Origin of the sequence: Microbacterium aurantiacum, from assembly GCF_002872075.1 — a bacterium.
GTDB classification, from domain to species: Bacteria; Actinomycetota; Actinomycetes; order Actinomycetales; family Microbacteriaceae; genus Microbacterium; species Microbacterium aurantiacum_A.
The window spans coordinates 16,158-29,712 of sequence record NZ_PGGU01000004.1 but is presented as its reverse complement, the minus strand read 5'-3'; the positions used below and the strand labels follow the sequence as shown (position 1 = coordinate 29,712).

General features: G+C 68.6%; 16 protein-coding genes. 7 read left to right on the top strand and 9 right to left on the bottom strand.

Annotated features, from left to right (window positions below; genetic code table 11):
- Window positions 1–18: 18 nt before the first annotated feature.
- Together CUR96_RS01755 and CUR96_RS01750 are read left to right on the top strand one after the other, a co-directional pair.
- On the top strand, window positions 19–291 hold the full coding sequence (locus CUR96_RS01755) for a DUF6412 domain-containing protein (protein ID WP_102191588.1): 273 nt from the start codon (window positions 19–21) through the stop codon (window positions 289–291).
- A gap of 67 nt (window positions 292–358) precedes the next feature.
- Entirely contained in the window at window positions 359–1,129 is a 771-nt protein-coding gene (locus tag CUR96_RS01750; protein WP_102191587.1) for a YidC/Oxa1 family membrane protein insertase, read from the top strand.
- On the opposite strand, the gene CUR96_RS01745 is transcribed toward CUR96_RS01750, so the two are convergent.
- The 5 genes from CUR96_RS01745 to CUR96_RS01725 all read right to left on the bottom strand — a co-directional run bounded on the left by CUR96_RS01745 (window position 1,101) and on the right by CUR96_RS01725 (window position 6,105).
- Window positions 1,101–2,042, bottom strand: a complete 942-nt coding sequence (locus CUR96_RS01745) for an EamA family transporter (protein ID WP_102191586.1) — start codon at window positions 2,040–2,042, stop codon at window positions 1,101–1,103. The genes CUR96_RS01750 and CUR96_RS01745 overlap by 29 nt on opposite strands.
- Window positions 2,043–2,095: 53 nt before the next feature.
- Window positions 2,096–2,980, bottom strand: a complete 885-nt coding sequence (locus tag CUR96_RS01740; RefSeq protein ID WP_102191585.1) for an SDR family oxidoreductase — start codon at window positions 2,978–2,980, stop codon at window positions 2,096–2,098.
- 85 nt (window positions 2,981–3,065) lie between these two features.
- A complete protein-coding gene (locus CUR96_RS01735) occupies window positions 3,066–4,703 on the bottom strand; it encodes an alpha-amylase family protein (RefSeq protein ID WP_102191584.1) in 1,638 nt (545 codons plus the stop codon).
- Window positions 4,700–5,659 (bottom strand): TIGR03885 family FMN-dependent LLM class oxidoreductase, encoded by a 960-nt coding sequence (locus CUR96_RS01730; RefSeq protein WP_102191583.1) that lies wholly within the window; start codon window positions 5,657–5,659, stop codon window positions 4,700–4,702. The genes CUR96_RS01735 and CUR96_RS01730 overlap by 4 nt, the downstream gene beginning before the upstream one ends.
- Window positions 5,660–5,754: 95 nt before the next feature.
- Window positions 5,755–6,105, bottom strand: coding sequence for an ATP-dependent DNA ligase (locus CUR96_RS01725; RefSeq protein WP_102191582.1), 351 nt, complete (start codon window positions 6,103–6,105; stop codon window positions 5,755–5,757).
- An 81-nt stretch (window positions 6,106–6,186) separates the two neighbouring features.
- On the opposite strand from CUR96_RS01725, the gene CUR96_RS01720 reads away from it, so the two are divergent.
- A complete protein-coding gene (locus CUR96_RS01720) occupies window positions 6,187–6,519 on the top strand; it encodes a hypothetical protein (protein WP_102191581.1) in 333 nt (110 codons plus the stop codon).
- 70 nt (window positions 6,520–6,589) lie between these two features.
- Complete coding sequence (locus CUR96_RS01715) at window positions 6,590–7,126, top strand: FHA domain-containing protein (RefSeq protein WP_102191580.1); 537 nt, start codon at window positions 6,590–6,592, stop codon at window positions 7,124–7,126.
- Here the strand turns inward: CUR96_RS01715 and CUR96_RS01710 are convergent.
- Window positions 7,099–7,776, bottom strand: coding sequence for a DUF6766 family protein (locus tag CUR96_RS01710; RefSeq protein ID WP_102191579.1), 678 nt, complete (start codon window positions 7,774–7,776; stop codon window positions 7,099–7,101). The two genes, CUR96_RS01715 and CUR96_RS01710, sit on opposite strands and share 28 nt — an antisense overlap.
- A gap of 280 nt (window positions 7,777–8,056) precedes the next feature.
- Here CUR96_RS01710 and CUR96_RS01705 point away from each other — a divergent pair, with 280 nt between their 5' ends.
- Window positions 8,057–8,470 (top strand): CBS domain-containing protein, encoded by a 414-nt coding sequence (locus tag CUR96_RS01705; protein WP_102191578.1) that lies wholly within the window; start codon window positions 8,057–8,059, stop codon window positions 8,468–8,470.
- Window positions 8,467–9,003 (top strand): CinA family protein, encoded by a 537-nt coding sequence (locus CUR96_RS01700; RefSeq protein ID WP_102191577.1) that lies wholly within the window; start codon window positions 8,467–8,469, stop codon window positions 9,001–9,003. The genes CUR96_RS01705 and CUR96_RS01700 overlap by 4 nt, the downstream gene beginning before the upstream one ends.
- Here the strand turns inward: CUR96_RS01700 and CUR96_RS01695 are convergent.
- Together CUR96_RS01695 and CUR96_RS01690 are read right to left on the bottom strand one after the other, a co-directional pair.
- A complete protein-coding gene (locus tag CUR96_RS01695) occupies window positions 8,987–10,075 on the bottom strand; it encodes an alcohol dehydrogenase catalytic domain-containing protein (protein WP_102191576.1) in 1,089 nt (362 codons plus the stop codon). The two genes, CUR96_RS01700 and CUR96_RS01695, sit on opposite strands and share 17 nt — an antisense overlap.
- A gap of 483 nt (window positions 10,076–10,558) precedes the next feature.
- A complete protein-coding gene (locus CUR96_RS01690; protein ID WP_102191575.1) occupies window positions 10,559–11,701 on the bottom strand; it encodes a sensor histidine kinase in 1,143 nt (380 codons plus the stop codon).
- 230 nt (window positions 11,702–11,931) lie between these two features.
- Between CUR96_RS01690 and CUR96_RS01685 the strand changes: the two genes are divergently transcribed.
- Window positions 11,932–12,591, top strand: a complete 660-nt coding sequence (locus CUR96_RS01685; RefSeq protein ID WP_102191574.1) for a response regulator — start codon at window positions 11,932–11,934, stop codon at window positions 12,589–12,591.
- A 17-nt stretch (window positions 12,592–12,608) separates the two neighbouring features.
- Here the strand turns inward: CUR96_RS01685 and CUR96_RS01680 are convergent, their stop codons facing one another.
- The gene (locus tag CUR96_RS01680; RefSeq protein ID WP_219721947.1) at window positions 12,609–13,538 is read right to left on the bottom strand and encodes a phosphotransferase; all 930 of its coding nucleotides are present in this window, start codon (window positions 13,536–13,538) and stop codon (window positions 12,609–12,611) included.
- Window positions 13,539–13,555: the final 17 nt, after the last annotated feature.

Below are 13,555 nucleotides of genomic sequence, written 5' to 3'. Positions count from 1 at the left end.
ACCGAAGGGGGCGCGCACATGGGCGAGTGGTTCGGGCAGATGCTGAGCATCGTCCTCACCGCGCTCGGACTCGTCTCCGCACCCGATGCCGCCGCCCTGGGGCTCGCCATCGCGATCGTCGCCGTCACGGTTCTGACACTCGCCGTGGCGCTCAGCGCGCTTCCCGCCGGTGGCGGCGGGTCGCCGCATCCACGTCGCGCCATCGACATCGGAACCCTCCTCCCGCAGAGCGACCCTGATGCCGCTGGGCATCCGCGTCCTCGTGCGCCGGGAGTCGTGCCCGCCGCGTAGCCCGTCCTTCCTGGCTCGGGAAACGCGGCTTCGGCCGACCCTTCCCCCACGTCACGAACGGACCTTCATGGACCCCTTTGCCTTCCCCCCTCTCGCCGCGCTCCTGAACGCCGCCTACGGCGCGCTCGCCGGCCTCTCCACCGCTCTCGAACCTCTCGCCGGAGCCGCCGCCGCGGCGATGGCGGTCGTTCTCGTCACCCTGCTGGTGCGCGCGCTCCTCATCCCGGTCGGCGTCTCGCAGGCGAAGGCCGAGCAGACCCGCGCCCGTCTCGCCCCTAAGCTGCGCGAACTCCAGCGTCGGTACAAGAAGAACCCGGAGCGTCTTCAGCGCGAGACCATGGCGCTGTACCGGAGTGAGAACACCTCGCCCTTCGCCGGGATGCTGCCCGTGCTCGCCCAGGCGCCGGTGATCGGCATCCTGTACACCCTGTTCCTGCGACCGGACATCGCCGGGCACCCGAATGAGCTGCTCACCCATGATCTGCTCGGCGCTCCGCTGGGCACCAGCTTCGTCTCGGCCGTGCTCGACGGCACGGCGGGCGCAGCGACGCTTCTCGTGTGGGCCGGGCTCCTCGCGCTGATGATCGTCGTCGCCGAGGTCACCCGCCGGGTCTTCCGGCCGGCGCCGCTCGATGATTCGCCGTTGAACTCACCCGGCATGCTGCGGGTGGTGGCGGCGATGCACTACCTGACGGCGGTGTTCGCGGTGCTCGTCCCGCTCGCCGCGGCCGTGTACCTCGCCGTGACCGTCGTCTGGACCCTCGTGCAGCGGATGCTGCTGCGCCGACGGTTCCCGCTGCCGGACGCTGTCAGTCCGGGAGCGGGATCGGTCCGGTGAAAACCGTGGGCGCATCGCCGTCGTCCCGCGCCTCGGCATCCGCGCGGCGGCGCGCCCCGCGCACGCCGACGGTCGTTCCGACACTCGCCGCGACGACCAGAGCGACGGCTCCCAGCCGCAACGGCGTCGCATCCTGTCCGAGCACGAGCCAGCCGGCCAGGATCGCGAAGGCGGGCTCGAGGCTCAGCAGCACCCCGAATACGCGCTGCGGCAGACGGCGGAGCGCGGCGAGCTCGAAGCTGTACGGGATCACCGACGAGAGCACGGCTGTGAGGACCGCGAGCAGGATCAGCTGCCCGTCTCCCACGACGGTGATCGACGCAGGCACGCCGACCGGCAGCAGCAGCACCGCGGCGATGACCAGACCGACGGCCAGACCCGAGGTTCCTGGGATCACCGCTCCCACGCGCGCGCTCATGCGGATGTACATCACCCAGAACCCGGCCGCGATCAGGATGAACAGCACGCCGAGCGGGTCGAGCGGATCTGCGCCGATCATCCCGTCGACGCCGAGCAATGCCATCCCGAGCAGAGCGACACCCACCCACGCGGCATCCGCGAGTCGCCGGGTGAGCACCGCCGCGAGGATGAGAGGGCCGAGGAACTCGATGGCGACGGCGGGGCCGAGCGGGATGCGGTCGATGGCGGCATAGAAGAAGCCGTTCATCCCCGCGAGCGAGAGTCCGAACAGCGCGGCAGCCGTCCACTGCTCACGGGTCCAGCCGCGCGGGCGAGGTCGCACGATGACGACGAGCAGAAGCGCGGCGATGGCGATGCGCAGCGAAGTCACGCCCCAGGCGCCGAGCACCGGGAAGAGCTGGGTCGCGATCGCGGCCCCGAAGGGCAGCGACAGGCACGACCCGATGACGAGCGCGATACCGACGAGAGGACGAGGTGACGCGTTCGACTGCACGCACCCCAGCCTGGGGCATCACGCCGCTTCGGGACAACCTCGGCGACGCCGTATCAGAGGTGCTTGCCTCCGGTCACCGGGAGCACCGCACCCGACACGTACGACGATTCCTCCGATGCGAGGTAGACGTAGGCGCCGGCGAGCTCGGCGGGCTGGCCGGCACGCCCCAGGGGCGTGTCCTGCCCGAACGAGGCGATCTTGTCGGCATCCCACCCCGTGGCCGGAATCAGCGGGGTCCAGATCGGCCCCGGCGCGACGGCGTTCACCCGGATGCCGCGCGGGCCCGCCTCTTCTGCGAGCGCCTTCACGAAGGCGACCTGCGCCGCCTTGGTCATCGCGTAGTCGATGAGCCCAGGGGACGGGTTGCAGGCCTGGATGGATGCCGTGACGATGATGCTCGCTCCCGCCTCCAGATCGGCGTAGGCAGCGCGCGCCGAGAAGAGCAGACCGAACAGGTTCGTCTCGAACACGCGGCGCATGTCCTCGGTGCGGAGCGTCTCGAATCCCTGGATGTCATGCTGGAAGGCGGCGTTGAGAACGAGGACGTCCAGACCGCCGAGCTCCCGGCGCGCCTGGGCGACGGCATCCGTGGCGAAGGACTCCTCGCGCACATCGCCGGCGAGACCCACGCCCTTGCGGCCCGCCTCCCGCACCTGCTCCAGCGTCGCATCCGCGTCGTCCTGCTCCTCGGCCATGTGCACGATCGCGACATCCGCGCCCTCTCGGGCGAAGGCGATCGCGACCGCCCGTCCGATGCCGGAGTCGCCGCCGGTGATCAGCGCACGCCGCCCCTCGAGCCGGCCGTGGCCGACGTAGCTCGATTCGCCGTGGTCGGGCGTCGGACGCGTCTCATCGGTCAGCCCCGGCTGGTCCTGCTGCTGCGGAGGGAAAGGGCCGTCGGTGTGGAGGGTCCGGGGATCGGGGGTGTTGTCTGCCATCGTGATCTCTCCTCGAGTCGTGGATCCGGTCTGTCGAGCATCCGATGCCCGTCCCGAGAACCCCAGGGGGTTGACACGCCTTCGGCTATTCCGGCGTCACACGGCACCAGCGGAAGCCATAGGGGTCCAGATCGATCTCGAACGTGCCGCGCTCGGCGGCGATCGCGGCTGCCGAGCCGAGCAGGTCGAGCAGCTGCTCCCCGCCGATGTCCCGGGTGGAGAGTTCGATCCGCCGCGGGATGTCACTGAAGTTGTGGAGGGCCAGGAATGTGGCCCCTTCCGCGCTCAGAGTGTGCGCGAGGACCGTCGAATCCTCCACGTCCAGAACCGTGAGTGCTCCCCATGCGATCTCCGGAGCTTCCCGGTAGCGCGAGATGAGCGTCTTGATGAAGGAGAGCAGCGAGTCGGGATCGCGCTGCTGATCATGCACGTTGACCCGATCCGGTCCGTATCCGCTTTCGGCGAGCGCGGTCGGGACGCGGGATCGGGAAGCCGTCGAGAATCCGCCGTTCTTCTCCGGTCGCCACTGCATGGGAGGGCGGACCGCCATTCGGTCCCCCCAGCCGGGCACCTCCCCCATGCCGATCTCCTCGCCGTAGAAGAGCGCGGGTGTGCCGGGCAGGGCGAACATGAGGCTGTACGCCATTCGAAGGCGGCGAGGATCCCCTTGCAGCATGGGCGCCAATCGCCGCACGATCCCCCGACCGTAGACGCGCTGCTCCTCGTCCGGTGACAGTGCCTCGAACACTTCCTGGCGCTCGTCCTCGCTCAACTGATCGAGGGTCAGCTCGTCGTGGTTGCGCAGGAACATCGCCCACCCCTGCCGCACGTCGATCACGGGACGGGTGCGCAGGGCTTTGGCGAGCGGCGCGGCGTCGTGCCGGACGAAGGAGAGGAAGCACGCCTGCATCGTCGCGAAATCGAACTGCAGGTCGAGCTCCGTTCCCTTCTTCCCGAAGAAGTCGAGCTGCGCCTTGTGCGGCAGGTTCACCTCGCCCAGCAGCGCCGCCTCCCCGCGCCTGCGCGTCACGAAACGGCGTAGCTCGCGGAGGAAGTCGTGCGGATCTGCCGTCTTCGGTGCGCCCTCGTTCTCGATGAGGAAAGGAACCGCGTCGATCCGGAATCCGTCGACGCCGAGCTCGGTCCAGAATCCGAGGATCCTGGCGATCTCCGCGCGCACCTCGGAGTTGGCGAGATTGAGGTCGGGTTGGTGCCGATAGAAGCTGTGCAGGTAGTACTGCCCGCTCTTCTCGTCCTTCTCCCACACGCTGCTCTCTTCGCCGGGGAACACAGTGGCCTGCTGGACGCGGGGCGGGCTGTCCCGCCACACGTAGTAGTCGCGGTAGCGGGAGGTGCGCGACCGGCGGGCCGACACGAACCAAGGATGCCGGTCCGAGGTGTGGTTCACCACGAGGTCGATGATCACTCGGAGCCCTCGGCCGTGGGCGATGCGCAGCAACTCGACGACGTGCCCGATATCTCCCAGCCGCCGATCCACTCCGTAGAAGTCGGTGATGTCGTAGCCGTCGTCGAGGTCGCGGGTGGGCTGGAAGGGCATCAGCCAGAGGCACGTGACGCCCATGTCGGCCAGGTAGTCGATCCGGGTGGCGATGCCCTCGAGATCGCCGATGCCGTCGCCATCCGAATCCTGGAAGGTCTCGACGTCGAGGCAGTAGATGACAGCGGTGCGCCACCAGAGATCGCTCGTGTCGGCCGGTCTCATATCCGGCTCCGCAGCGCCGGGAGGAGTTCGGTTTCACAGCGACGTAGGAACGCGGCCTGGTCGGTGCCCACATGGTGCAGGTATACCTGGTCGAACCCTTCGGCGGCCCGCGCGATCCGGTCGGCGAGATCTTCGGTCGAATGGGCGATGAGGACAGCCTTCCGCAGCGCCTCCTCCGTCGGGTCGGCGAGCTCCTCGAAATCCTCGGGTTGCTCGACATCCCACATGCGCCCCGGTGGCGCGGTGGCATGCGACCACTGCTCGCCGGCGACCCGGAGGGCCTCCTCGTCGCTCTCTTCGAGACACACGTGCACCTGCAACGCGGTCTCGCCGGTTCCTCGCGCACCGCGGTACGCCGCCCGGACCTCCTGGGTGGCGGCGGCATCCGATCCGACGGTGATCAAGCCGTCGGCCCATTCCGCGACCCACTCGGCCGTCTCCGGGCTCACTGCCGCACCGAGCAGGGGCGGCGGTGACGCCGGCAGACTCCATATCTGCGCGTCATGCACACGGATGCTTCCGTCAAAGCTGATCCGGTCTCCGGTCAGGAGCCGTCGGATGACTGCAACGCAATCACGAAGGCGACCCTCGCGGGCGCTTTTGGTCGGCCACGAGTCGCCGGTGACGTGTTCGTTCAGAGCTTCACCGCTGCCGAGGGCTGCCCAGAACCGGCCGGGGAACATCTCCTCCAATGTGGCCATCGCCTGCGCGGCGATCACCGGGTGGTACCGCTGTCCCGGTGCGGTCACCACCCCGATCGAAAAGTCCGTCCGGGCGAGTGCTGCCCCGAGCCAACTCCACGCGTATCCGGATTCGCCCTGCGCCCGCGTCCACGGAGCGAGGTGATCCGAGCACATCGCCGCGTCGAAGCCGACCGACTCGGCAAGCCGCACAGCGGAGAGGAGCATCCCCGGGGGCAGCTGTTCATGGGAGGCGTGGTATCCGATGACCGTCATGGGGTGCGATCCTGCCGCCGCGCGCACCGCGATGCACGGGGGTTGACAACTCGCGCGCAGGAACGATCCGTGCGACGCGTGCCGCCCCGGTCGCGTTACACAGGTGGTGTGACCGGGAGTTCGGCAGAGCTGGTTGGCGCGTCACCGGCCTCTGCCGGCTCGGGAACGAGGTAGAGACCGCTCGGCGCGTTCGCGGTGAAGGCCAGTGCCTCGATCCAGGCGCGGTTGATCGACGGCTGTCTGCTGCCGAAGTACTTGAAGACCAGGGAGCTGCCGGGCTGGATCCACACGGTGGTGCGGCCACCGCCGACGCTGGCATCCTCACGCCAGCTGAACGGGAACGGCTCACCTCTGCGCAGCTTGGCGGTGATGACGAGCTGCAGATGCGTCAGAGCGCGATCCTCGACCTCGGTCTTCACTCCACCTTCGTAGATGAACTTGCCCATGCAGAAGCCTCCTCGACCGATGACACGCCGATCCGACATCGGGACTGTCGGATCGTATTCCTACTGCGTAGCGTATGGCCTATGGGCATGCTCTACTACGGCGGCACCGCCGACCCCGTCCAGATCGAGGATCGCGCTCTCGCGCATCTGAAGGTCGTCATCGCGACGAAGCTCCGGCGCAACGAGAGCTTCACCCTGTCCTGGAGCCATCCCAGTGGTCATACCCCCGGGCGTTCGACGATCTGGCTGCACCCGTCGATCCCGCTCAGATTCGTCTTCGACGAACCGGAGCCGCCGCCGCTCTCGGCCGAGTTGATCCAGGCGATGGCCAACTCGGCGAACTCCACCGGAGGGATCGCCCTCGTGCCGGAGATCCTGCTCCCCTCGGATGCTCCTGTCTCCGCGCCGTCGTGAAGTCAACCCCCTCGGCCCGGAGATCGGCGGCGTCTAGCGTCGTCATCCAGACCTGCCGAGGAGGCGAGCCATGGACGAGCACCGCGCTGACGAGAACACCATCGACGAGAAGAACGCGCCCGAGGGGAACTCCCCGACCACGACGCACGCGGAATGGGGCGCGGGCAACCCGCACCTGCTGATCACCCGGGACGACGAGCGGACCGAATACGCCCTCGATGCCGATGTCGTGCGCATCGGTTCCGCCGCGGGCAACGAACTGCGACTCTCCGACACGGCGCCCGTGCACGCGACGATCGAGCACGACGACCGCGACGAGTACGTCCTGACGCTGCATGGCGAGGGCGAGATGAACTCGCACCCCGACGCCGCGGCGACGCACGACGGCGAGCGCACCCAGACGCTCCGCACCGGCGCTCGCTTCACAGCGGGGCCGTGGACCTTCGTGTTCGCGCGCGACGAGTACGCCGACCACGGCCGACCGTATGGCGGACGAATCGGTGGCGAGTACTCCGATCAGCGGCTGCAGCCGCCGCGTCCCGACTACCGCGACGACGCTGCTTCGGAGCAGGCCGAGCGTCAGTCGGATTCCACCGACGAGACGTGATGCGGCACGCCGACCGGCTTCGACTCCGCTGAACCGCGCTGACGGAGGTAGATTGAGAACGCCACCATCGTGCCGACGGCGAGGAACTCCGACTGCCAGTTCTGCAATGTCCGATCCCAGAAGTCCGCAGAGCCGACGTACTCGATCCAGCTCAGCAGAGCCGTGCCGTGCATGGAGTTCTCCTCGTTGATGACGACCAGTCCGGCGAGGGACTGAGCCAGCCACGAGAGCACGAAGATCGCGCCCATCACGAGCAGCAGGGAGTTCCCGTAGAGCGCGGTACGCCAGCCGCCGATGCGCGCCCACAGGGGCGAGTCCGACTGCGCGTGTTCTGCGACGAGCTGATCCGCATCATCACCCGGCCCCTCGTCGCCGGGTTTCTTCGACTCCGGTGACCCGCGCTGCACGAACCATACGGTGGCCGCGATGAACAGGAAGAACTGCAGGAATTCGGATTGCCAGTTCTCGGCGACGTCGACGAGGAAATCCGACGACGACAGGAAGTCCCCGAAGCCGATCTCGGGTCGCCCGTGATCTGCGAGCTCCGTGTTGTTGCGGATGAACCCGGCGACCGCCTGACCGGCGAGCGCGAGGACGAAGAGCAGGAGGAAGAACAGGCTCAGCCCGTTGTCCCTGATCGCCTTGCGCATGATCTCACCGCCCCCCGACGGGCGTGACGATCATCACCGCGAGTCCCACGACGATGATCGTCATCCAGCTCCAGAAGACCAGCAGCATCCCCGTCGTCTGTCCCGTGCGCTCCGGCATCGTTCCCTCCCTCGTCAAAAGCGATGCTGTCGACCGCATCCGATCAGTGACAGGGGGTTGACGCACGCACGCTCCGTTGTCAATGCCCCTGCCCCTTCACCACCCGGGTCGTATCGTCGGCCGGATCAGGTAGGCCATCGAAGCATGAGAGGCATTGAGCCAATGACCATCACACGCGACATCATGACGCCGAGTCCCCGTTGCATCGGCGAGAACGACTCCCTGCACATCGCCGCGACCGTCATGTCCGACCTCGATGTCGGCGCCCTCCCCATCTGCGGAGAGGACAGCAAGCTGAAGGGAATGCTGACCGACCGCGACATCGTGGTGCGGGCCATCGCGCTCGGACTCGACCCCGAAACGACTCCGGCCCGCGCACTCGCGCAGGGCAAGCCGGTGACGGTGGACGCGAACGACGACATCGACGTCGCGCTCGAGCGGATGCAGGAGCATCAGATCCGCCGGGTGCCGGTGATCGAAGACCACCTCCTCGTGGGAATCGTGAGCCAGGCCGACATCGCCCGGTCGCTTTCGGCCCAGCAGACCGGGGGGACCGTCGAGAGCATCTCCCAGTGACCGAGGATTCGCCCGGGGAGCACATCGACCGGCTGAGCGAACTCGCCGGCGCGCGCCGGCTGCGCGTCTGCGTCGCCGAGTCTCTCACCTCCGGGCAGCTGGCGAGCGCCGTGGGTGCCGGCGCAGACGCCTCGACCTGGTTCGCCGGAGGGATCGTCGCCTACCTCACCGACGTGAAGGAGCGGGTACTCGGGCTCGCCCCGGGAACGGATCCGTGCTCTGCGGCCTGCGCGGAGCAACTCGCCGCCGGAGCTCGACAGCTCTTCGACGCCGACATCTGCGTGTCGACGACCGGCGTCGGCGGCCCCGGCCCCGAAGGGGGCCATCCGCCGGGAACCGTCTATCTCGGATGGGCCACTCCCGGCGCCGTCGGGCATAGACGGCTCGCGCTGCCAGGAGACCCGCAGAGCGTGCTCGATGCCTGTGTCGCTGCGGCGACACGGCTGCTCGCCTTCCACGTCGAGACGGTCCACCCGGCCGGCCCTCGCCGCACCGGACAGGCTCTCCCGGAGGACGTCAGCGCCCCGGGATGAGGCCGATCCGCAGCGGAGCATCCGGGGCGGATGCCGCGCGCAGCGCATCGTCGATGTCTGCCAGCGGCCGGACATCGCCCACGACCTCGGCGAACGGGTAGGCGCGACCGCGACCGGCGAGGAACGCGACGGCTTCGGCGAGGTCGGTGCCGCTGTAGTCACGCACGCCACTCACGGTGATCAGACGGCGCACGATGCCGTCGGCATCCAGCGCCACGGGTTCCGGACGCGGCGGTCTGCCGGTGAGCACGACCGTGCCACCGAGGTCGACGGCGTCGATCGCCGCGGCGACGGCGTGTCCGGAGGCCTCGATCACCACGTCCGGGACGCGGCCGGAGGATCCTGCTCCGTACCGGGCGGCCAGTTCGCGGCGCGACGGGTCCCGGTCGAAGACCTCGACGGACGCACCGAACTCGGTCGCGATCGCCGCAGCGGACAGCCCGACGAGGCCGGCCCCGTAAATCCGCACGGAAGCTCCCTCGAGGTCACGGTCGCGGCGGGCGCGAGCCACGGCTGCCCAGGCCGTCGCCGTCGCGCCCGATGCCGGGGCGAGCACGACGGCCGGCAGCGACTCCGGCACCCGCACGATGGCCGTACCCTCCCGCAACTGCACGTGCGTGCCGAACGCGCCGGTGAGGTCGCCGTGGGCGCCGATGCGCTCGTGCCCGTACTCGGCGAGGCTGCGGCATTGCTGCGGCATCCCGCGCCGGCACCGTTCGCAGTTCGCGCAGGAGACGGTCGCCGACCACACAACCCGGTCGCCGATGCGCAGCGGTGTGCCGTCGACGGCAGACGCCCCGACGTGGCCCGTGGCGATCACCCGGCCGACGCTCTCGTGCCCCAGCACCAGCGGCGCGGGCGCCGAGCGCAGCCCGAGCACCGTGTCCACATCGGAGTCGCAGATCGTCGACATCTCCACGGCGACCAGCACGTCCGCATCGGCGAGCGCGACGCCGGGTACCGCGATCGTCTCGTGCGGATGCCCCACGCCGAGCCAGACCATCGCGAGCGCTGCGGGGCGCAGGGCGACATCCGTGCGCGGGACGGCCGGCCGCATCAGAGACGTGCCCATGTCAGACGCTCCGTTCCTCCGTGTGTGGCGCTCAGGCGGAGCATGCCGCGCTCGCCGAGGGCGCGCGATGATCCGCCAACAACTCTGGCGGGATTTCGACGGAGGAATACACCTGACAGGGAACTGTTCAACGGCTGTTTGCCGGGAAGTTGCCCAGAGATGAACATTCCGCGAACGGCTCGGCGATGGGCGCTTCCGCGAAGGGGAAGGGGCACTCGCCCAGAAGAGAGTGCGATCGCGAGCGCAATGCTATTCAGAAGCCGAAGATCGCGCTCGCGATCGCAGAAGCGCTGGGGACGCTTCTCGCCAAGGCGCTGGGGGCGCCTCAATTGGGGCACTGTCTACGGTAGTAATAGGCGGTGCCGGCGAGAAGCGCCAAAGGTCGAAACCGTCCTAGACGTCTGGCCAGACTGTGCCCGCGCCCGATGGCGGCCGCACGGTTGCCATGCCGGCCGCACGGTCGCCATGCCGGCGATCAGCCGCTCAGGCGATCGAGAGGCGCGCTGAAACCCGCCACCGGCCGTCGACCGCACCGGCATGGAACTCTCCGCTCGCGCCGAGCACGCGCTCGGCCATCCGGTTCAGTCCGGTGCCGCTGGAGGGCAGGTCGCGCCGCGGCGTCGCCGGCAGGGGGCTGTCGATCGTCAATGTCGCCGATTCGTCGTCGACATCGAGCCGGATTCCGACTTCGCCCGGCCCCGCGTGCTTCAGGATGTTCGTCGCGGACTCGCGCATGATGCGCGCGAAGACGATCTCCGCCGCTCGGGGAATCCGCTCATCCTGCGGGTCGCCTCGGGTGAGCACCGGATGCCCGGCCGATTCGAACTCGTTCCTGGCCTCATCGATCGCCGCCGCGAGGTCTCCGGTCTGCAGCGCAGATGCGCGCGGACCGTCATCGGCGAGTTCGATCACGAAGCGCAGATCGGCCATCGCCTTCCGCGCGGCGACGCGAATGGCCTCCTGGGAGTCTCGGCCGACTCGGGCGTCGTCGAGCATCTGGACGTGCATGGCCACGACGGTGAGGTGATGGGCGATGCTGTCGTGCAGTTCGCCGGCGATCCAGCGTCGCTCGGCGAGCACAGCCTCGCGTTCCTGCTGCGCCTGCTCCACGAGCTGCTGTTCCAGGCGTTGCCCGCGCGCAGAGGCCATCCTCAGCGCGAAGCCGATGGCGCCGGCCACGGTGGCGACGATGAGATAGATCCCGACGTTCACCGGACCGCTCAGGTCACCGTACGCGATGATCGCCGAAGCGATGACGAAGCCGCCGATGTACGACAGGATCAGCGAATTCCACCCGAGACGCATGACGATTCCGGCCGCGACGGCGGCGGCCAGGAGAGCCTGAAGTTCGTTGCCCGTCACGAAGGAGAGGGCGAGCATGAGCCCCAGCGCCGATGTGGCGGCGAGGGGTGACCAGAGATAGAGGGCCAGCACCGATGTGGTCGCGATGCTGAGCACGGATGCGATGACGTCGACACCGGGCGAGAAGATCAGGCCGAGCAGATCGACCGCGACGACCACCACGATGACGACCAGGACGAAGATGCGCTCGAGGGTGCTCAGCGCCTGCCCCCGGCCCAGCCGGAGGATTCCCGGGTCATCCCGCGTCGAAGGGATGGACGCCATAGTTCACTATCTCCTACCGGCCAGGTAATCTAGCGAATGATGCCCAGAATGTAGCAAAGCTGCTGCCAGAAAGTCATGGTCATACACCTCCTCGATTGGTCTTTTGTCGAACAACTGACTTGATCTTCGCGCTGATCGAGGGGCACCACATCGGACTACTCGGCAGTCTTTGTTGGACAAAGGTCTACATCGACACGAGACCCACCCACTACCGCCGTTAGGCTTCCCCCATGCCGGCAATCCGCGTTCTCATCGTCGATGACGATCCCCTGGTCCGTTCCGCACTGTCGCATTTCGTATCGCGTGATCCGGGGATCGAGGTGGTCGGGGAAGCCGAGACCGGACTCGAGGCGATCGCCTTCCTGGAGGGGGACCGCCCGGACGTCGTGATGATGGATGTTCAGATGCCGGAGATGGACGGGATCGAGGCGACCGCAGCGATCACGGAGCGCTGGCCGGACGTCCGCATCCTCGCGGTGACCACGCTCGACGGCAGCGACACCGTCCTCCCGATGCTGAACGCGGGCGCCTCCGGGTACCTGCTGAAGGACTCGAGCGCCGACGACATCGTGCTCGGCGTGCACGAGGTCCACGGGGGCGCCAGCTCGCTCTCGCCGCGGATCGCGTCGATGCTCATCAAGCACGTGCGCGAGGCCGAGCCCGCAGGAGGCCGCGGAGCACGCGCTCTGGAATCACTCACCGAACGCGAGACCGAGGTGCTCGAGCGTCTGGCGCAGGGCATGTCGAACGCCGAGATCGCACGGACGCTCATCGTGTCCGAAGGCACCGTCAAGGCGCATCTCGGCCGCATCATGTCCAAGTGGCAGGTGCGCGACCGGGTGCAGATCCTTGTGGCGGCGGCGCACGCCGGGCTCGTCGACTTCCGCTGACGCGCTGTCGTGCCGGATCAGCCCCAGCGCTGCCGGAGCCACTCCATGCCCGCGAGCGCTTCGCTCAGCTGGAAGTCGCGAAGCGTCGGCATGCTCGGGACCGCGGGGCGTCGCGCCTTGGCGAAGAACCCGCCGGTCAGGGCGGCGAGGAGTGCATCGATGTGCGACCCAACGACGCCGGCGAAGAGCGGATGCGTTCGCAGAAGCTCTTCGGCGTCGACGTCTTCACCGCGCAGGCGTGCGTCGAGGAGATAGCAGAGTCCGTCGAGCCAGCGCGCACCGACGCCGGCCCACGGCCAGTCGATGATCCAGGCTGTCCCGGCGCGGTCGATGAGCACGTTGTCGGTTCGGCAGTCGAGGTGCTGCAGGTGGTCGCCCTCTGCGGCGTCGGCGATCTGCTCGGCCGTGCGGCCGAGGCGATCGAAGTTGTCGATAGCCCAGTCGGGCAGTTCGCCGACGGCACCCGCATCCTGGATCTTCGCCCATCCGGACGCGTCGACGGCCAGTTCGTCAGCAGCGCGTGGCAGGTCGGCGGCCGCCGCTCCGCGCATCTCAGGAAGCGTCGCGAGTGCGTCGAGGACGGCGACGATGTCCGCGCCGTCGAGGGCCTCGCCGGGGTGGCGCCCGTCGATGTCGTCGAGGATCAGTGCCACCCAATCGTCCGAGACGAAGGAGCCCAGCAGTGACGGCACTCTGACGCCGCGCGGCATCACCTTCATGACGCCGAGCTCACGCCGATGGAGATCGTAGGTGCCGGGATGGTGCGGTGTGCGATGCGCGGTCTTGACGAACGCGCGCTCCCCCGCTGCTGTGCTCACCCGGTCTGCGCTACCGGGGGAGAATCCGTTGCTCTGGCTCACGGCACGAGTGACGGGTCCGCCCAGAAGCTCGGCGACCCGTTCGCGCACGTCATCGGGCAGGTCTGCCCAGGCGGTCCGGGTCGTCACGGCGTTCTCCATCGCAC